Annotated in this window: 19 protein-coding genes; 3 read left to right on the top strand and 16 right to left on the bottom strand. The window is 66.6% G+C overall.

The features are described from left to right. Positions 1 to 92 precede the first annotated feature (92 nt). From guaA to guaB, 3 genes are all read right to left on the bottom strand, one after another. On the bottom strand, positions 93 to 1,712 hold the full coding sequence (gene guaA, locus HZI36_RS17020) for a glutamine-hydrolyzing GMP synthase (protein WP_179403830.1): 1,620 nt from the start codon (positions 1,710 to 1,712) through the stop codon (positions 93 to 95). A gap of 113 nt (positions 1,713 to 1,825) precedes the next feature. Then, positions 1,826 to 2,449: a hypothetical protein gene (locus HZI36_RS17015; protein ID WP_179403829.1), complete on the bottom strand. Its 624-nt coding sequence runs from the start codon at positions 2,447 to 2,449 to the stop codon at positions 1,826 to 1,828. Between the two features lie 6 nt (positions 2,450 to 2,455). Next, a complete protein-coding gene (gene guaB, locus HZI36_RS17010; protein ID WP_179403828.1) occupies positions 2,456 to 3,916 on the bottom strand; it encodes an IMP dehydrogenase in 1,461 nt (486 codons plus the stop codon). A gap of 285 nt (positions 3,917 to 4,201) precedes the next feature. Here guaB and HZI36_RS17005 point away from each other — a divergent pair, with 285 nt between their 5' ends. Further along, positions 4,202 to 5,170: a DMT family transporter gene (locus tag HZI36_RS17005; protein WP_179403827.1), complete on the top strand. Its 969-nt coding sequence runs from the start codon at positions 4,202 to 4,204 to the stop codon at positions 5,168 to 5,170. A 68-nt stretch (positions 5,171 to 5,238) separates the two neighbouring features. Here the strand turns inward: HZI36_RS17005 and HZI36_RS17000 are convergent, their stop codons facing one another. Together HZI36_RS17000 and HZI36_RS16995 are read right to left on the bottom strand one after the other, a co-directional pair. Beyond that, the gene (locus HZI36_RS17000) at positions 5,239 to 5,562 is read right to left on the bottom strand and encodes an RnfH family protein (protein WP_179403826.1); all 324 of its coding nucleotides are present in this window, start codon (positions 5,560 to 5,562) and stop codon (positions 5,239 to 5,241) included. 4 nt (positions 5,563 to 5,566) lie between these two features. Continuing rightward, the gene (locus HZI36_RS16995) at positions 5,567 to 6,004 is read right to left on the bottom strand and encodes a type II toxin-antitoxin system RatA family toxin (RefSeq protein ID WP_179403825.1); all 438 of its coding nucleotides are present in this window, start codon (positions 6,002 to 6,004) and stop codon (positions 5,567 to 5,569) included. 87 nt (positions 6,005 to 6,091) lie between these two features. Here HZI36_RS16995 and smpB point away from each other — a divergent pair, with 87 nt between their 5' ends. Further along, on the top strand, positions 6,092 to 6,544 hold the full coding sequence (gene smpB / locus HZI36_RS16990; protein ID WP_179403824.1) for an SsrA-binding protein SmpB: 453 nt from the start codon (positions 6,092 to 6,094) through the stop codon (positions 6,542 to 6,544). A 27-nt stretch (positions 6,545 to 6,571) separates the two neighbouring features. Here the strand turns inward: smpB and HZI36_RS16985 are convergent, their stop codons facing one another. The 3 genes from HZI36_RS16985 to ppsA form a co-directional block, all read right to left on the bottom strand. Further along, on the bottom strand, positions 6,572 to 7,522 hold the full coding sequence (locus HZI36_RS16985) for an SPFH domain-containing protein (RefSeq protein ID WP_179403823.1): 951 nt from the start codon (positions 7,520 to 7,522) through the stop codon (positions 6,572 to 6,574). Positions 7,523 to 7,553: 31 nt separating this feature from the next. Then, positions 7,554 to 7,994, bottom strand: coding sequence for an NfeD family protein (locus HZI36_RS16980; protein WP_179403822.1), 441 nt, complete (start codon positions 7,992 to 7,994; stop codon positions 7,554 to 7,556). Positions 7,995 to 8,175: 181 nt separating this feature from the next. Beyond that, a complete protein-coding gene (gene ppsA / locus HZI36_RS16975; protein WP_179403821.1) occupies positions 8,176 to 10,575 on the bottom strand; it encodes a phosphoenolpyruvate synthase in 2,400 nt (799 codons plus the stop codon). 378 nt (positions 10,576 to 10,953) lie between these two features. Between ppsA and ppsR the strand changes: the two genes are divergently transcribed. Continuing rightward, complete coding sequence (gene ppsR / locus HZI36_RS16970) at positions 10,954 to 11,769, top strand: posphoenolpyruvate synthetase regulatory kinase/phosphorylase PpsR (RefSeq protein ID WP_179403820.1); 816 nt, start codon at positions 10,954 to 10,956, stop codon at positions 11,767 to 11,769. 169 nt (positions 11,770 to 11,938) lie between these two features. On the opposite strand, the gene HZI36_RS16965 is transcribed toward ppsR, so the two are convergent. The 8 genes from HZI36_RS16965 to bamA form a co-directional block, all read right to left on the bottom strand. Next, positions 11,939 to 12,721, bottom strand: a complete 783-nt coding sequence (locus HZI36_RS16965) for a TrmH family RNA methyltransferase (protein ID WP_179403819.1) — start codon at positions 12,719 to 12,721, stop codon at positions 11,939 to 11,941. After that, on the bottom strand, positions 12,718 to 13,374 hold the full coding sequence (rnhB, locus tag HZI36_RS16960; RefSeq protein WP_179403818.1) for a ribonuclease HII: 657 nt from the start codon (positions 13,372 to 13,374) through the stop codon (positions 12,718 to 12,720). Before rnhB ends, HZI36_RS16965 begins: the two co-directional genes overlap by 4 nt. Beyond that, complete coding sequence (gene lpxB, locus HZI36_RS16955; protein ID WP_179403817.1) at positions 13,371 to 14,540, bottom strand: lipid-A-disaccharide synthase; 1,170 nt, start codon at positions 14,538 to 14,540, stop codon at positions 13,371 to 13,373. Before lpxB ends, rnhB begins: the two co-directional genes overlap by 4 nt. A 3-nt stretch (positions 14,541 to 14,543) precedes the next feature. Continuing rightward, positions 14,544 to 15,332 carry an acyl-ACP--UDP-N-acetylglucosamine O-acyltransferase gene (gene lpxA, locus HZI36_RS16950; RefSeq protein ID WP_179403816.1) on the bottom strand — a complete coding sequence of 263 codons (789 nt, stop codon included), beginning with the start codon at positions 15,330 to 15,332 and terminating at the stop codon, positions 14,544 to 14,546. Positions 15,333 to 15,394: 62 nt separating this feature from the next. Beyond that, positions 15,395 to 15,862, bottom strand: a complete 468-nt coding sequence (gene fabZ / locus HZI36_RS16945; protein WP_179403815.1) for a 3-hydroxyacyl-ACP dehydratase FabZ — start codon at positions 15,860 to 15,862, stop codon at positions 15,395 to 15,397. 116 nt (positions 15,863 to 15,978) lie between these two features. Next, entirely contained in the window at positions 15,979 to 17,073 is a 1,095-nt protein-coding gene (lpxD, locus tag HZI36_RS16940) for a UDP-3-O-(3-hydroxymyristoyl)glucosamine N-acyltransferase (RefSeq protein WP_179403814.1), read from the bottom strand. Between the two features lie 17 nt (positions 17,074 to 17,090). Then, the gene (locus HZI36_RS16935) at positions 17,091 to 17,603 is read right to left on the bottom strand and encodes an OmpH/Skp family outer membrane protein (RefSeq protein WP_179403813.1); all 513 of its coding nucleotides are present in this window, start codon (positions 17,601 to 17,603) and stop codon (positions 17,091 to 17,093) included. A 67-nt stretch (positions 17,604 to 17,670) separates the two neighbouring features. Beyond that, positions 17,671 to 19,146: outer membrane protein assembly factor BamA (gene bamA / locus HZI36_RS16930; protein WP_179403812.1), on the bottom strand; the 1,476-nt coding region annotated here is incomplete at its 5' end.

Here is a 19,146-nt window from a genome sequence, read left to right as displayed (position 1 = left end):
TTACAGACCTACCTCGACCAATTTAGAATTGGGCGAGGCTTATTTATTACTCGTCATAAGCCATTGATTTTAAATGGAATTAAAGAGAATTCTTATTCCCACTCAATCGTCGCCGGCGGCTTCCCCGAGATGTCATAAACAACACGATTGATCCCCCGCACCTCGTTGATCACGCGATTCGACACGCGGCCGAGCAACGCATACGGCAGATGCGCCCAATGCGCGGTCATGAAGTCGGTCGTCTGCACCGCGCGCAGCGCGCTCACGTAGTCATACGTGCGCCCGTCGCCCATCACGCCGACCGACTTCACCGGCAGGAACACCGCGAACGCCTGGCTCGTGAGGTCGTACCAGCTCTTGCCGACGTCCGCTTCGCCGCACAGGCCCGCGGCCGCATCCTGCGCGGTCGCGGCAGTGTTGCGCAACTCCTCGATGAAGATCGCGTCCGCGCGGCGCAGCAGCTCCGCGTACTCGCGCTTCACTTCGCCGAGAATCCGCACGCCGAGGCCCGGGCCCGGGAACGGATGGCGGTAGACCATCTCCGGCGGCAGGCCGAGCGCGACGCCGAGCTCGCGCACTTCGTCCTTGAACAGATCACGCAGCGGCTCGAGCAGCTTCAGGCCGAGCGTCTCCGGCAGCCCGCCGACGTTGTGATGGCTCTTGATCGTCGTCGCCTTCTTCGTCTTCGCGCCGCCCGACTCGATCACGTCCGGATAGATCGTGCCCTGCGCGAGCCACTTCGCCTTCGAGAGCTTCTTCGCCTCGGCCTGGAACACCTCGACGAACTCGCGGCCGATGATCTTGCGCTTCGCTTCCGGATCGGTCACGCCGGCGAGATGCCCGAGAAACTGCTCGGACGCATCGACGTGCACGACCTTCGCATGCAGCCGGCCCTCGAACATGTCGAGCACCATCTTGCCCTCGTTCAGGCGCAGCAGGCCGTGATCGACGAACACGCAGGTGAGCCGGTCGCCGATCGCGCGATGAATCAGCGCGGCCGCGACGCTCGAATCGACGCCGCCCGACAGGCCGAGAATCACCTCCTCGTCGCCGACCTGCTCGCGAATCTTCGCGACCGCTTCCTCGATGTGATCGCCCATGATCCAGTCCGGTTTCGCGCCGGCGATGCCGAGCACGAAACGCTCGAGCATCTGGCGGCCCTTCACCGTGTGCGTGACTTCCGGATGGAACTGCACCGCGTAGTAGCCGCGCGCCTCGTCGGCCATCCCGGCGATCGGGCAGCTCGGCGTCGACGCCATCAGCTTGAAGCCCGGCGGAAGCTCGGCAACCTTGTCGCCGTGGCTCATCCACACCTTCAGCATCCCGTGGCCTTCCGGCGTCGAGAAATCCTCGATGCCGTCGAGCAGGCGCGTATGGCCGTGCGCGCGCATTTCCGCGTAGCCGAACTCGCGATGATCGCTCCACTCGACCTTGCCGCCCAACTGCACGGCCATCGTCTGCATCCCGTAGCAGATGCCGAGCACCGGCACGCCGAGATCCCAGACCGCCTGCGGCGCGCGAAGCTGATGATCTTCGTACGTGCTCGCATGGCTGCCCGACAGAATCACGGCCTTCGGCGCAAACTCGCGGACGAAGTCGTCGGACACGTCGTTCGGATGGATTTCGCAGTAGACGTGCGCTTCGCGCACGCGCCGCGCAATCAATTGGGTGACTTGCGAACCGAAGTCGAGAATCAGAATTTTGTCGTGCATGGCAGCGGACGAGAACTAGAACAAACGGATAACAAAAGCAGCGCACTCAGGCGCTGCGTCGAAGGCGATTCCGGCATGCGCGCGCCACGCGCACGCATGCGACGGCAAGCCGGTCAATTCTGCTGCGACGAGCGCGGCGCGTCGAAATCGGCGACGACGCGCGACTCCGCGGGCTCGGGCCACGCCGCCGACGAAGCAGGCGCGATGCTCGGCTCGACACCCGGTTCGACGCGCGGCGCTGTGTTCAGCGCCGGCTCGGGCGCGTCTTTCACGCCCCTCGCGCCCTTAACACCCTTCGCCACCTGCGCCGTCTTCGCCGCATCGAGCGCCTGCGCCCTCTCGCGCCGGCGCACCGCCGCCGCGAGCCGCGCGCCGCCGAAGCCGACGATCACGAGCGCCGCGCCGGCGACGACCGACACGAGCTGGCCGAGCCCGGACAGGGACGGATCGCGCAGCGCGATCACCCAGACCAGCATCAGCGCGCCCGTCAGCCAGTTCACGTGGCTGACCGCGCGCGCGATGCTGGTGGTCAGATCGCCGTCGATCGCCGCATGCAGCGCGAGCCACGCGAGCCCGACGAGCGCGATGCCGAGCGCCTGGCCCACCATCGGCGGTTCGATGCTCGCGAGCTGCAGCGCGTCGAACAGCGCGCGCCACGGCGACAGCAGACAGAGCCCGCCGACCGCGATCAACAGCAACGCATCGACGATCAGCACGGCGCGCAGCAGCGGTTTCATAGGCGATCAGTCCACGTGGTAGTTCGGGGCTTCCTTCGTGATCTGCACGTCGTGCACGTGCGACTCGCGCATCCCGGCCGCGGTGATCTGGACGAATTCCGCCTTGTCGTGCAGCTCGTCGATCGTCTTGCAGCCGCAGTAGCCCATGCTCGCGCGCACGCCGCCGATCAGCTGGAAGATGATCGCGTTGACCGAGCCCTTGTACGCGACGCGCCCTTCGATCCCTTCCGGCACGAGCTTGTCGATGTTCGCGGAATTGTCCTGGAAGTAGCGATCGGCCGCGCCGTCCTTCATCGCGCCGACCGAGCCCATGCCGCGATACGACTTGTACTGGCGCCCCTGATACAGGAACACGTCGCCCGGCGACTCTTCGGTGCCCGCGAACATGCTGCCCATCATCACCGCGTTCGCGCCGGCGGCGAGCGCCTTCGACACGTCGCCGGAGAAGCGGACGCCACCGTCGGCGATGCACGGCACGCCGGAGCCCTTCAGCGCGTCCGACACATTCGCGATCGCGCTGATCTGCGGCACGCCGACGCCCGCGACGATCCGCGTCGTGCAGATCGAGCCCGGGCCGATGCCGACCTTGACCGCATCCGCGCCGTACTCGACGAGCGCCTTCGCGGCGGAGGCCGTCGCGATGTTGCCGCCGATCACCTCGACGTGCGGGAAATTCTGCTTGACCCAGCGCACGCGCTCGAGCACGCCCTTGCTGTGGCCGTGCGCGGTGTCGACGACGATCACGTCGACGCCCGCCTGCACGAGCAGCTCGACGCGCTCCTCGTTGTCGGCGCCGACGCCGACCGCCGCGCCGACGCGCAGCTTGCCGTGCTCGTCCTTGCACGCATCCGGGTGTTCGGTCTGCTTCGTGATGTCCTTGACGGTCATCAGGCCGCGCAGCTCGAACGCGTCGTTGACGACCAGCACGCGCTCGAGGCGGTGGCTGTGCATCAGCGCCTTCGCGTCGGCGAGCGGCGTGCCTTCCTTGACCGTCACCAGGCGCTCGCGCGGCGTCATGATCGACTTGACCGGCTCGTCGAGGCGGGTTTCGAAGCGCAGATCGCGGTTCGTGACGATGCCGACGAGCTGCGGCCCCTCGACGACCGGGAAGCCCGAAATGCCATGCTGGCGCGACAGGGCGATCACGTCGCGGACCGTCATCTGCGGCGGAATCGTGATCGGATCGCGCACGACGCCGGACTCGAAACGCTTGACCTTCGCGACTTCGCGCGCCTGCTCGGCGGGCGTCAGGTTCTTGTGAACGATGCCGACACCGCCCTGCTGCGCCATCGCGATCGCGAGCCGGCCTTCGGTGACGGTGTCCATCGCGGCGGACACGAGCGGCATGTTCAGGGAAATGTTGCGGGTCAGCCGGGTTTTGAGGCTGGTGTCGCGCGGCAGAACGTCGGAGAACGCCGGGACGAGGAGCACGTCATCGAACGTGAGTGCTTTTTGGATCAGACGCATGGCAAATCCTATGGGCGCAAAAGCGAATTATACGCGAACCTCGATTAAATTTCACAACATGAACAAGGGTTTAGCCGCACTTGCTCGCGTGCCCGGTCCGCGCCGTTCGGTTCCTCGCTCGGGTCGTTTTCGATCCGTTTTCGTTTCGGGTCCGCCTGCGTCCGTTCGCGCCCCGCGCACCGCGCGACTGACCGGTCGATTCCGGCCGAGTGCAGGAATGAACAAGACGCATCGGCATCGGCCTCGCTAAGATTCGCGCATGTCGAGAATCAGCCGGAGAAGTCGATGCAGCGCGGTGTGGTGTACGGAGTATTGGCGGGCGCCCTATGGGGGATGGTGTTCCTCGTGCCGCGCCTGCTGTCGGACTTCTCGCCGGTGCTGCTGAGCGCCGGCCGCTACGCGATGTACGGCCTCGTCGCGCTCGCGGCCGCACTGCCCGCCGCACGCTCGCTCGCCGCGCGCCTGACGCGCGCCGATCTCGTCGCGCTCGTCACGCTCGCACTGATCGGCAACGTCGCGTACTACATGCTGCTGTCCGGCGCGGTCCACCTGATCGGCATCGCGCCGAGCTCGCTGATCGTCGGCGTGCTGCCGGTCACGGTCACGCTCGCCGGCCTCGGCGACCACGGCGCGGTACCGCTGAAGCGCCTCGCCGGCCCGCTCGCGCTCGTCGTCGCGGGCATTGCATGCATCAACGTCGACCTGTTCACGTCGGCCGCCGCGCACGACACGACGCTCGCGCAGAAGCTCGGCGGCATTGCGTGCGCGCTTGGCGCGCTCGCGAGCTGGACCTGGTACGCGGTCGCGAACGCGCGCTATCTGCAGCGCCATCACCATTTCGACGGCAACGAATGGTCGGTGCTGTGGGGCGTCGTCACCGGGCTGATCGGCGGGCTCTGCTGGGTCGCGATCGCCGCGCTGCCGCTCGGCACGCTGCAACCGGCGCTGCCCGCCTCGCGCTGGCATCTGTTCTGGCTGCTGAATCTCGGGCTCGCGATCGGCGCGTCGTGGCTCGGCAACGGGCTGTGGAACGCGGCGTCGAAGCGCCTGCCGCTGACGCTGTCCGGCCAGTTGATCGTGTTCGAAACTGTGTTCGCGCTGCTGTACGGATTCGTCTACGACCACCGGCTACCGCGCGTGCTCGAGCTCGTCGCGCTCGCGCTGCTGCTCGCGGGCGTGTACGGCTCGGTGCGCCGCCACGGCGCGTCGCATGCGGCCGGCGAGCCGCTCGACGCGAACCTGACCGCGCACTGAGCGCGGCGTTTCATCGGACGAATATCATCGGACGAATATCGGCAGACCGAACAACAGGGAAGCACCGCTCAGCGCGAATCCTTCGGCAGCCACTTGCGGCCCTCGATCGAGCCTTCGCGGCGCGACTTCTCGACGCGGCGCTGGCGCGCGACCTTCGGATCGACGATCAGCGGCCGGTAGATCTCGACGCGGTCGTGATCCGCGAGCACCGCGTCGAGGAGCGCGAGCTTGCCGTGGATGCCGGTCTTCGCGTGCGCGACATCGATTTCCGGATGCCGCGCGGCGATCCCGCTCGCATCGATCGCGTCGCGGACGGTCGCGCCATCGGGCAGCTCAAGCGGAATCAGCGTCTGGCGGTCCGGCAGCGCGTAGCAGACTTCGATCGACAGCATCGCGTCACCCCTTCCCGTAGCGCTGGTCCGCGCGCTTCACGAACGACTCGACGAACGTGTTCGCGATGTGGCTGAACACCGGCCCGATGATCTTCTCGAGCAGGATGTTCGAAAACTCGTAGTGCAGCGCGAACTCGATCTTGCACGCGTCGGCGCGCAGCGGCGTGAAGCGCCACTTGCCGGTGAATTTCTTGAACGGCCCGTCCGCGAACTCCATGTCGATGCGGGTCGGGCGCTCCTGCGTGTTGCGGGTCGCGAAGTGCTGCTTGATGCCCTTGAAGTTGATGTCGATCCGCGCCTCCATGCTCGAGTCGTCCCGGTGCCGGATGTCGACGCCGCCGCACCACGGCAGGAAGTTGGGATAGTCGTCGACGTCGGTGACGAGGTCGAACATCTGCTCCGCCGAATGACGGATCAACACGGTTTTTTGGACGTCTGCCATAGATCGCGCGGCACGCTTAGGTGAGGACGCAAGCCGGACGACCCCCGCCCGCTTTGCTAGAATCGTGATTTTAAACGAGTTCCCTTCATGAGCATCATCGACAACAGGAAAGCGTTCTTCGATTATCACATCGAGGAACGCTACGAGGCGGGGCTCGTGCTCGAGGGCTGGGAAGTGAAGGCGCTGCGCGCGGGGCGCGGGCAGATCAAGGAAGGCTACGTGATCGTGAAGAACGCGGAGATCTTCCTGATCGGCACGCACATCAGCCCGCTGCCGGAGGCGTCGACGCACATCCAGCCCGACCCGGTCCGCACGCGCAAGCTGCTGCTGCATCGCGACGAGATCAAGAAGCTGATCGGCAAGGTCGAGCAGCGCGGCTACACGCTCGTGCCACTGAACTTCCACTACAAGGGCGGCCGCGTGAAATGCGAGATCGGCCTCGCGAAGGGCAAGAAGCTGCACGACAAGCGCGAGACCGAGAAGAAGCGCGACTGGGAGCGCGAAAAGGCGCGGATCATGCGCGCGGGCGCGGGCACCTGAGCAGGCACCCGAGCGAGCGCCGGCACGTCAACCCTTGCCGGTCGGCGCGACGCCGGCCGCGCCCGGCGTCGCGCGCTTGACGATCGTCAGCGCCGACGCGATCGCGGTGCCGAGATCCGACAGATTCTGCGGGACGATCAACGTATTGCCCTGCTTCGCGAGATTCGAGAACGCGCCGACGTACTGCTCGGCGACCTTCAGGTTCACCGCATCCATGCCGCCCTGCGACTGAATCGCCTGCGCGATCTTCTGGATCGCCTGCGCGTTCGCCTCGGCAACCGCGAGAATCGCCGCCGCCTCGCCCTGCGCCTGGTTGATCGCGGCCTGCCGCTCGCCCTCCGACTTCTGGATCGCCGCCTCGCGCGCGCCGGCCGCGAGGTTGATCTGCTCCTGCTTGCGCCCTTCGGACGCCGCGATCAGCGCGCGCTTCTCGCGCTCCGCCGTGATCTGCGCCTGCATCGCGTGCAGGATCTCCTTCGGCGGCGTCAGATCCTTGATCTCGTAGCGCAGCACCTTCACGCCCCAGTTCGACGCCGCCTCGTCGAGCGCGGACACGATGCTGTGGTTGATGAAATCGCGCTCCTCGAACGTCTTGTCGAGCTCGAGCTTGCCGATCACCGAACGCAGCATCGTCTGCGACAGCTGCGTGATCGCGAACACGAAGTTGCTGGAGCCGTACGACGCCTTCATCGCGTCCATCACCTGGAAATACAGCACGCCGTCGACCTGCAACTGCGTGTTGTCGCGCGTGATGCAGATCTGGCTGGGCACCTCGAGCGGAATCTCCTTCAGCACGTGCCGGTACGCGATCCGGTCGACGAACGGCAGCACGATATTGAGGCCGGGCGACAGCGTCGCGTGATAGCGGCCGAAGCGCTCGAGCACCCACGCATGCTGCTGCGGGACGATCTTCACCGTCTGCATCACGATCACGATCGCGATGAAGAACAGCACAGCCCAGATGATCAGCAAGTCCATTGTTCCTCCTTGTTGTTGACGGACGATCAGGTCAGTGCGCGGGCTTCGCGGCCACCGCGGCCACGATGAGGCAGCTTCCCCGCACCGCGCGCACTTCGTAGAGCCCGGCGTCGTCGCGCTCGCCGTCGGCGAGTTCGACGTCCCATTCGGCGCCCCGGTACTGGACGCGCGCGCGGCGGCCGCGCCACGCGTCGACCGAGACGGTCGCGCCGATGTCGAGATTGATGTCGGGATTCTCCGACGCATCGCGCTTCTGCTTGCGCCCGAGCCCCGAGCGGCGCAGCACGATCACCGCGCAGATCGCGACGGCGGCGGCCGTCGCGATCTGCGCGGACGGCGTAGCGCCGAGCACGGTCAGCACGCCGCCGGCAACGAAGCCGAGCGCGATCATCAGCAGATAGAACGTGCCCGTCAGCAACTCGGCGACGACGAGCACGCCCACCCCGATCCACCAGAACAGATGCGCGGACATCTTGTAGTCCCCTTCAAACGAAAACACCCCGGTGCATACCGGGGTGTTTATAGCACGAAGCTTGCGATTTGCCTGCATCCGGACCCCATGCCGCAGGCGGTCCGGACCGGGAATCGTTACCGGCCGTTACTTCGCCGGTCCTTGGCCGCTACTCGGCCGCTACTCGGCCGCTACTCGACCGTTACTTGCGCGCGGCGAGCGCCTGCCACGTATCGATGATCGTGTCGGGGTTCAGCGAGATCGACACGATGCCCTCGTCGGTCAGCCACTGCGCGAAGTCCGGATGATCGGACGGGCCCTGGCCGCAGATGCCGACGTACTTGCCCATCTTGCGGCACGTGTCGATCGCGCGCTTCAGCAGGAACTTGACTGCCGGATCGCGCTCGTCGAAGTCGGCCGCGAGCAGCTCCATGCCCGAATCGCGATCGAGGCCGAGCGTCAGCTGCGTCAGGTCGTTCGAGCCGATCGAGAAGCCGTCGAAGTGCTGCAGGAACTCTTCGGCGAGGATCGCGTTCGTCGGCACTTCGCACATCATCACGAGGCGCAGGTCGTTCACGCCGCGCTTCAGGCCGAACTTCTCGAGCAGGCCGACGACGCGCTCCGCCTGCTTCACGGTCCGCACGAACGGCACCATGATCTCGACGTTGTTCAGGCCCATCTCGTCGCGCACGCGCTTGAGCGCGACGCACTCCATCTCGAACGCCAGCGCGAAGTCCTCGGCGATGTAGCGCGACGCGCCGCGGAAACCGAGCATCGGGTTTTCCTCGTCCGGCTCGTAGCGCGAGCCGCCGATCAGCTTCTTGTACTCGTTCGACTTGAAGTCGGACAGACGCACGATCACGGGCTTCGGATAGAACGCCGCGGCGATCGTCGCGATGCCTTCCGCGAGCTTGTCGACGTAGAACGCGCGCGGCGACGCGTGACCGCGCGCAACGCTTTCGACCGCCTTCTTCAGATCCTGGTCGATGTTCGGGTACTCGAGGATCGCCTTCGGGTGCACGCCGATGTTGTTGTTGATGATGAACTCGAGGCGCGCGAGACCGACGCCCGCGTTCGGCAGCTGCGAGAAGTCGAACGCGAGCTGCGGGTTGCCGACGTTCATCATGATCTTGACCGGAATCTCCGGCAGCGCGCCGCGCTGCACTTCGGTGACTTCGGTCTCGAGCAGGCCGTCGTAGATCTTGCCTTCGTCGCCTTCCGCGCACGACACGGTGACGAGCGCGCCGTCCTTCAGGATGTCGGTCGCATCGCCGCAGCCGACGACCGCCGGCACGCCGAGCTCACGCGCGATGATCGCCGCGTGGCAGGTGCGGCCGCCACGGTTCGTGACGATCGCGGCCGCGCGCTTCATCACCGGCTCCCAGTTCGGGTCGGTCATGTCGGCGACGAGCACGTCGCCCGGCTGCACGCGTTCCATCTCCGACGGATCCTGGATCACGCGGACCGGGCCCGCGCCGATCTTCTGGCCGATCGCGCGGCCGGTCGCGAGCACGTTCGACTGGCCCTTCAGCTTGAAGCGCTGCTCGGCCTTGCCGCTCGCCTGGCTCTTCACGGTCTCGGGGCGCGCCTGCAGGATGAACAGCTTGCCGTCGCGGCCGTCCTTGCCCCACTCGATGTCCATCGGACGCTGGTAATGTTTCTCGATGATCACCGCGTACTTCGCGAGCTGGATCACGTCGTCGTCGGTGATCGAGTAGCGGTTGCGCTGCTCGTGCGCGACGTCGACCGTCTTCACGCGGCCCGGCTCGCCCGGCTGCGTGAACTCCATCTTGATCAGCTTCGAGCCGATCGAGCGGCGGATGATCGGGTACTTGCCCTGCGCGAGCGTCGTCTTGAACACGTAGAACTCGTCCGGATTCACCGCGCCCTGCACGACCGTCTCGCCGAGGCCATAGCTCGACGTGATGAACACGGCATCCTTGAAGCCCGATTCGGTGTCGATCGTGAACATCACGCCGGCCGCGCCGACGTCCGAGCGGACCATCCGCTGCACGCCGGCCGACAGCGCGACTTCCGCGTGCGTGAAGCCCTTGTGCACGCGATACGAGATCGCGCGGTCGTTATAGAGCGATGCGAACACGTGCTTCATGCGGTCGAGCACGTCGTTGACGCCGACGACGTTCAGGTACGACTCCTGCTGGCCGGCGAACGATGCGTCGGGCAGGTCTTCGGCCGTGGCCGACGAGCGGACGGCAAACGAAAGCTCGCCCGGCGAGCTCTTCTGCAGGATTTCGAACTGCGCGCGGATCTCGTCCTCGAGGCGCGGCTGCAGCGGTGCGTCGACGATCCACTTGCGGATCTCCGCGCCGGCCTCGGCGAGCGCCTTCACGTCGTCGATGTCGAGCGACTCGAGACGTTTGGCGATGCGATCGGTGAGGTCGTTGTGCTGGAGGAAATCGCGAAAGGCGAGCGCGGTCGTGGCAAAACCGGTGGGCACGCTCACGCCTGCCTCGGCAAGCTGGCTGATCATTTCGCCGAGCGACGCATTCTTGCCGCCGACGATCTCCACATCGGTCATCCGCAACTGCTCGAACGGAATTACATACGCCAGGTCCTTTGCGACGTTTGCTGCGTTAGTCATACAAGCCCCTAAGTGTGAAAAAAATGCTCGATCGCGCAAGTGGGCTTGATCGCGGGCGCTTGCAAAAAAGCGCGACGCGTCTTGTGCAACCTGTTAGATAAGCGATCGCCGCGCGCGGAGCGTGCTCCGCCCCCGATTGACAAAAATCCCGGCAGAAGGGCGATAAAAACGGAAGAATCGCCGAACTTGCCGGGAATTTATGATCGATCGCGACATGAAGACGGCGCCGTCGGGCCCGCCTGCCGCAATTGCTTATCCAACAGGTTGCCGCTATTCTACCGTGCCGGCTGCCGGATGTGGCGCGACCTGAGGATTGCGTCTGGAATGCGGCCTCCAGTCCGCCCACGCAACCGCCCTTCACGTTCCACGTCCAGATTGATGCTGCCCACCGTTTTCATCGTTTCCGACGGCACCGGGATCACCGCCGAAACCTTCGCGCACTCGATCCTCTCCCAGTTCGACCAGAAATTCCGGCTCGTGCGCGTGCCGTTCGTCGATTCGCTCGACAAGGCGTATGCGACCGTCGAGAAGATCAACGAGGCCGCCACGCACGACGGCCGGCGCTCGATCGTGTTCACGACGCTCGTCGACGGCGAGTCGAACGAGATCGTCAAGCGCTCGAACGCGCTCGTGCTCGACATGTTCCAGCGCTTCGTCGAGCCGCTCGAGCAGGAGCTGCAGCTGAAATCGAGCCACGCGATGGGCCGCGGGCACCAGGCCGCCGACACCGAGGAATACAAGACGCGGATCGAGGCGATCAACTTCTCGCTCGCGCACGACGACGGCCAGTCGAACCGCAACCTGAACGAAGCCGAGGTGATCCTGGTCGGTGTGTCGCGCAGCGGCAAGACGCCGACGAGCCTCTATCTCGCGATGCAGTACGGCGTGAAGGCCGCGAACTATCCGCTGATTCCGGAGGACTTCGAGCGCGGCAAGCTGCCGTCCGCGCTCGCGCTGCATCGCGACAAGCTGTTCGGGCTGTCGATCGATCCGCAACGGCTGTCCGAGATCCGCAACGAGCGGCGCCCCGGCAGCAAGTACGCGGCGCCCGAGAATTGCCGCTTCGAGATCAACGAGGCCGAGGCGATGATGCGCCGCGAAGGGATCAAGTGGCTGTCGTCGACGCACAAGTCGATCGAGGAAATCGCGACGACGATCCTGCAGGAAATCCGGCTCGATCGTCAGTCGTATTGAGCGCCCCCCAGACCTGCCGCTTCGCGTCAGGCCCCCCGAGGGGGTCAAGAAAACTTGGGGCGGCCCGGCGTTTTCTTGAGAAACGATCCACCGGAAACGACAAGGCCGCGTCGAACGCGGCCTTTTTTGCGTGCGCGCCCGACGTGCGCTTGACGTGTATGTTGCGGCGTCAGCCCCGCCGCTGCTGCCGGCACTGCTCGAACAGACAGACCGCCGCCGCGGCCGCGACGTTCAGCGACTCCATCCCGCCCGGCTGCGGAATCGTCACGCGATGCGTCGCCGAGTCGCGCCAGAACGCCGACACGCCCGCCCCTTCGTTGCCGAACACCCAGACGACCGGCCCCGACAGATCGCAGTCGTAGATCGCCTGCGCGCCATGCGAATCGGTCAGCGCGACCGGCACGGCGAGCCGCGCGGCGAGCGCCTCGGCGGCGACGTCCTCGTGGATCGACAGCAGAAAATGCGCGCCCATCCCCGAGCGCAGCACCTTCGACGACCATGCGTACGCGGTGCCCGGCGCGCAGAACACGTGCTTGACGCCCGCCGCCGCCGCGCTGCGCAGGATCGAGCCGACGTTGCCGGCGTCCTGCACGCCGTCGAGCACGAGCGCGGTCTCCGTCACGCGGGCGGGCAGCGCGTGCTCGGGGCAGTCGACGAGCAGCAGGAACCCGACGCCGTTCACGACGCTCGACAGCTGCCCGAACAACGCATCGGGCAGCGTCACGAGCCGGTGCGCGTCGATCCGCGCGACGATTCGCTGCGCCTCGTCGTGCTTCAGCGCGCCTTCGGTCGCGATGCAGAGCTCGGGCACCGCACCGGTATCAAGATACGCGCTCGCGAGATGGAACCCCTCGAGCAGCGCCTGACCGCTCTTGCGCTGCTGATGCGTCGAGCCCGCGAGCGCCTTCACGCGCTTGTACAGCGGATTGTCGCGGGACGTGATGGCTTTCATCGTTTCAGAAGATGGAGAACGTCGCGCACCGGCGCGAACGAACGGCGATGATGCACGCACGGCCCGTGCTCGCGCAGCGCGGCGAGATGCTTCGCGGTGCCGTAGCCCGCGTGAACGTTGAAGCCGTAGACCGGGAACTGCTCGTGCAATTCGACGAGCATCCGGTCACGCGTGACCTTCGCGAGAATCGATGCGGCCGAGATGCCCGGCACGAGCGCGTCGCCGCCGACGATCGCCTCGCTGCGCACAGCGAGCGTCGGGCAGCGGTTGCCGTCGATCTGCGCGAGCGTCGGCACGACCGCGAGCCCTTCGACCGCGCGCTTCATCGCGAGCATCGTCGCGTGCAGGATGTTCAGCGAGTCGATCTCCTCGACGCTCGCCGACGCGACGCAGTACGCGCGTGCGCGCGCGACGATCAGCTCGTACAGCGCGTCGCGCTTCTTCGCGGAGAGTGCCTTCGAATCGTCGAGCCCGTCGATCGGCCGCGCCGGATCGAGAATCACCGCGGCCGCGACGACCGGGCCCGCGAGCGGCCCGCGCCCCGCTTCGTCGACGCCGCAGACGATCTCGCCGGGCATGCTGAAGTCGAAGCCGTCCTGTGCGGCGGCCGCCGCGGACGGCGCGCGCCGCCGCGTCGTGCGAGCAACCGTCATGCGCGCCCCTTGCGTTGCTCGATCACGCTCGCGACCGCCTCGGCCGCTTTCGCGGCCGTGTTCTGCCGCAGCGTCAGATGCATTTCGGTGAAGATCTCGGTCAGCGTGCGGCGATTCGCGTCGTCGCGCAGCTGCGTGAGCGTCGCGTCGGCGAGCGCGTCGGGCGTCGCGAAATGCTGCAGCAGCTCGGGCACGACGAAGCGCCCGGCCAGAATGTTCGGCAGTCCGACGTACGGCAGATAGCCCTGCCGGCGCATGATCTGCCCGGTCAGCCAGGGCACCTTGTACGAGATCACCATCGGCTTCTTCAGGAGCGCCGCCTCGAGCGTCACGGTGCCGCTCTTCACGAGGATCGCGTCGGCGGCCGTCATCGCGACCTGCGAGCGGCCGTCGGTGATCGTCAGCGCGAGCTGCGGATGCGCGGCGACGAGCGGCTGCAGCAGCTCGCGCAGCGCGGGCGTCGCGGCCGGCATCACGAAGCGCACGCCCGGCTCGCGCTGCTGCATCAGCGCCATCGCCGCGAAGAACGTCGGCCCGATCAGCTCGATCTCCGAGCGCCGGCTGCCGGGCAGCACCGCGATCACCGGGCCGTCGGCCGGCAATCCCAGCGCGACCCGCGCGCCGTGCGTGTCGGGCTCGAGCGGAATCTCGTCGGCGAGCGGATGGCCGACGTACGTCGCGGCCACGCCCGACTTCGCGAGCAGCGCCGTTTCGAACGGGAACACGCAGAGCATGTGGTCGACGGACTTCACGATCTTCTTGATCCGGCCGCCGCGCCACGCCCAGATCGACGGGCAGACGAAGTGGATCGTCGGGATGCCCGCGTCGCGCAGCCGGTGCTCGACGCCGAAGTTGAAGTCCGGCGCATCGACGCCGATGAACGCGTCGGGCGGCTCCGCGAGCAACTGATGCTTCAGCTCGCCGCGAATCCGCAGGATCGCCGGAATGTGCCGCAGCGCCTCGACGTAGCCGCGCACGGTCAGCGTTTCCATCGGCCAGTGCGAGTCGAAGCCGTTCGCGATCATCCGCGGCCCGCCGATTCCGTAATACCGCGTGTCGTCGGGCAGCCGCTCGCGCAGCCCGCCGAGCAGCGACGCCGCCAGCAGGTCGCCCGACGGCTCGCCCGCGACCATCGCGAGCCGGAGCTGATTGGACGTAAGCGGCATCGGTTACCGGATGATCCCGCGTTGCGACGCGTCGATGAAATCGACGAGCGCCTTGACCGGCGCGTCGCCTTCGCCGCCCGCCTCGGACAGCTCGCGCAGTTGCGCCTTCGCTTCCTCGAGCGACAGGCCGTTCTTGTACAGCAGCCGGTACGCGCTGCGCAGCGCGGAGATCGCGTCGGCCGAGAAGCCGCGGCGGCGCAGCCCCTCGACGTTGATCCCGTGCGGCTCCGCCTTGTTGCCGGCCGCGATCACGAACGGCGGCACGTCCTGCACGAGCGCCGACGCGCCGCCGAGCATCGCGTGCGCGCCGATCCGCACGAACTGGTGCACGCCCGACATGCCGCCGATGATCGCCCAGTCGCCGATCTCGACGTGCCCGGCCATCTGCGCGTTGCTCGACAGGATCACGTTGTTGCCGACGCGGCAGTCGTGGCCGATGTGCACGTACGCCATGATCCAGTTGTCATCGCCGAGCGTCGTGACGCCGGCGTCCTGCACGGTGCCCGTGTGGATCGTCGTGAATTCGCGGATCGTGTTGCGGTCGCCGATCACGAGCCGGGTCGGCTCGTCCTGATATTTCATGTCCTGCGGCCGGCCGCCGACCGACGCGTAATGGCCGATGCGGTTGTCCTCGCCGATCGTCGTATGCCCTTCGATCACGCTGTGCGAACCGACCGTCGTGCGCGCGCCGATCGTGACGTGCGGACCGACGATCGCGTACGGGCCGATCTCGACCGATGCGTCGACCTGCGCGCCCGGCTCGACGATTGCCGTGGGATGAATCCTGCTCATGCGCCGTTGCCTCTCCGTGTGAATAGTCGCGTTGCGTTGGCCGATACCGATGCTGCTCAGGCTCAGGGTGCCGCGTCGGCCGTCTTGACCGTGCACATCAGCTCGGCTTCCGCCGCGACCTTGCCGTCCACTTCCGCGACGGCCTTGAACTTCCAGATCCCGCGGATGTGACGCTCGAACGACACGTTCAGAATCAGTTGATCGCCCGGCTCGACGACGCGCTTGAAGCGCGCGCCGTCGATGCCGACGAAGTAATAGAGCGTGTTCTCCGGATCCTGCTTGTCATCCTCGGCGAACGTCAGCAGCGCGGCCGCCTGCGCGAGCGCCTCGAGAATCAGCACGCCCGGCATCACCGGCCGCTTCGGGAAATGCCCGGTGAAGAACGGTTCGTTGATCGTCACGTTCTTCAGCGCTTTGATGCTTTTGTGCGGCTCGAGTTCGAGCACGCGATCGACGAGCAGGATCGGGTAGCGGTGCGGCAGCAGCGTGAGGATCTTGTGGATGTCGAGATTGATTTTTTCAGTGCTCATGATGGTTCGTCTCACGCAGTGGCTGCGCGGTGGTGATGCAGATGCGGGCCGTCGCGCGGCCCTGCTGGTCCGGCCGGACGGCACGCGCAGTGGCTGCCCGGCTCATGATGAATGCGTCAGGCGCCGCCGCCGTCGCGCGCGGCGAGCGCGGTCTCCAGCGCCTTGATCCGGTCGCGCAGCTTCTCGAGATTGCGCACGAGCGCGGCGCTCCGGTTCCATTCGCCGTGATCGACGGCCGGGAACGCGCTCGTGTAGATCCCCGCCTTCGGCAGCGACTTCGACACGCCCGACTTCGCGGTGACGATCACGTAGTCGCCGAGCGTCACGTGCCCGGCGACGCCGACCGCGCCGCCGATCATGCAGTGGCGGCCGATCGTCGTGCTCCCCGCGATCCCCGCGCAGCCCGCGATCACCGTGTACGCGCCGACGCGGCAGTTGTGGCCGATCTGCACCTGGTTGTCGATCTTCACGCATTCCTCGATGACCGTGTCGGCCATCGCGCCGCGGTCGATCGTCGTGTTCGCGCCGATCTCGACGTCCGGCCCGATCGACACGCCGCCGACCTGCGGAATCTTGACCCAGGTGCCGGTGCGCGCGTCGCCGTCGCCGACGAAGTCCGGCGCGAAGCCGAAGCCGTCCGAGCCGATCACCGCGCCCGCGTGAACGATCGCGCGCGGGCCGATCCGGCAGCCATGGTAGACCGACACGTTCGGATACAGGTGCGAGCCGGCGCCGATCGTCGTGCCGCGGCCGACGAACACGTTCGCGTCGAGCTGCACGCCGTCCTCGATCACCGCGCCCGCGTCGATCGTCACGTGCGGGCCGATCACCGCGCTCGCGGCGACCTTCGCGGCCGGATCGATCGTCGCGCTCGGATGGATGCCCGCCGCGCGCGGCGGCGTGGCGAGATCGATGAACATCTGCGCGACGCGCGCGAAATACGCGTACGGATTCGGCGTCACGATGAAATTGCGAGAGCCGCCCATCCGGGCGGTAGCGGCCGCGCCGAGCTTCTCGAGATCCTTCGGCGCGATCAGCACCGCGCCGGCGCCGGTCGTCTCGACCTGCGACAGATACTTCGGATTCGCGAGGAACGCGAGCTGCTGCGGGCCGGCCTGATCGAGCGGCGCGAGGCCGCCGACCCGGCACTGGCGATCGCCGACGATCTCGCCGCCGAATCGCCCTACGAGTTCCTCAAGCGTCAATGCCATGCTTCGATCCGCTCCGTTCAGTTCGCCGATACGCCGGACGCCCCGTTCGCCGCGAGCGCCTTGAGCACCTTGTCGGTGATGTCGATGCGCGGGCTCACGTACACCGCTTCCTGCACGATCAGGTCGTAGTTCTGCTGCTCGGCGATCTGCTTGATGACCTTGTTCGCCTTGTCGAGCACCGCCGCGAGCTCCTCGTTGCGGCGCTGGTTCAGGTCTTCGCGGAATTCGCGCTGCTTGCGCTGGAAATCGGTGTCGAGCTGCGCGAGGTCACGCTGCTTCTGCGCGCGATCCGCCGCCGACATCGACGGGCCGTTCTTGTCGAGTGCATCCGACATCGCTTTCAGGCGCTGCGTCATGTCCTGCAGATCCTTGTCGCGCTTCGCGAACTCGGCCTCGAGCTTGATCTGCGCGGCCTTCGCAGGCGCGGACTCGCGCAGGATCCGATCCGAATTGACCGCCGCGATGCGGGCGACGTCCTGCGCATGCGCCACCGACGCGCCCAGCGCGACTGTCACGGCCACCGCACCCATCACGCGTTTCAAAAACGTACCGGTTCGCAAAATTACCCTCTCGATGCTGTTGTGATGTGCCGCGCGGTCAGAACGCCGTCCCGATCTGGAACTGGAATTTCTGGTACTGGTCGCCCGTGTGCTTCTGCAGCGGGAAGCCGAGGCTCAGCTTGAGCGGACCGATCGGCGAAATCCACGCGAGGCCGACGCCGTAGCCGTAGCGCAGGCCGTTCGCGCCGGTGCTCGTGCCGCCGGGCGCGTTGCCCCACACGTTGCCGCCGTCGAGGAACGTAAACACGCGCAGCGTGCGGTCGTAGCCGGTGCCGGGCAGCGGGAACGTCATTTCGATGTTGCCGACCACCATCTTCGAGCCGCCGATCGGATCGTTCGTCGTCGTGTCGCGGGGCCCAAGCGAGCTCGGCTCGTAGCCACGCACGGAGCCGATACCGCCCGCGTAGTAGTTCTTGAAGATCGGATACGTGTTGCCGATGCCGGCGCCGTAGCCGCCCTGCAGGTTCAGGCCCAGGATGAAGCCGCGCGCGAACGAGTAGTAGTACTGCGCCTGCAGATCCGCCTTGTAGTACTGGATCTTGCCGATCGGCGCGCCGTACTCGACGTTCGCCTGCGTGAAGTAGCCCTTGCTCGGGATCAGCGCGCTGTCACGCGCGTCGCGCGACCACGCGACCGTCAGCGGCGCGGTGTTCGACACGCGGCCGAACTCGTTCACGTAGTCGATATAGCTCTGCGGCGTCGCGGAATCGACGTCGAGACGGTTCTGCTCGAGGCCCGCGCCGAAATAGACGGTGTCGACTTCCGAGAACGGAATGCCGAACTTCAGGTTGCCGCCCGCGGTGATGATCCGGAAGCTCGACGACGTCGAGTAGTACAGCGGCTGGTACGTGCGGTAGTAGACGTCCGTGATCCGCTTGATCCCGTCGACCGTGAAGTACGGATCGACCTGCGTGACGGTCAGCGTGCGGTAGCTCTTCGCGGTGTTCACGTTCACCGACAGGCTCGTGCCGGAGCCGAACACGTTGTCCTGCGACACGCCCGCCGACAGCACGACCTTGTCCGTCGACGAGAAGCCGGCGCCGAGCGTGATCGCGCCGGTCGGCTTCTCCTCGACCTTCACGTTCACGTCGACCTGATCGTTCGTGCCTTCGACCGGCACCGTCGTCACGTCGACGTTCGTGAAGTAGCCGAGACGGTTCACGCGATCCTTCGACAGCGCGAGGCGGCTCGAATCAAACCACGAGCTTTCGAGCTGGCGCATCTCGCGGCGCACGACCTCGTCACGCGTGCGCGTGTTGCCGACGATGTTCACGTGGCGCACGTACACGCGGCGGCTCGGATCGACGACCAGCGTCAGCGCGACCGTGTGATGCTGCTGATCGATCTCCGGCTGCGCATTGACCGTCGCGAACGCGTAGCCGTATTCGCCGAGCTTGTCGACGATCGCCTTCGTCGTCTGTTGCAGCTTCTCGGCCGAGAAGCGGTCGCCCGCCTTCACCTTCACGAGCTTCTGCAGTTCCGCCTCGCGGTCGAGCAGGTTGCCGCCGAGCTT

The organism is Burkholderia guangdongensis, from assembly GCF_013403875.1.
In the GTDB taxonomy this organism is placed as follows: Bacteria; Pseudomonadota; Gammaproteobacteria; order Burkholderiales; family Burkholderiaceae; genus Burkholderia; species Burkholderia guangdongensis.
Note: the sequence above shows the minus strand (reverse complement) of the source record. Positions and strands in the feature narration are given on the sequence as shown.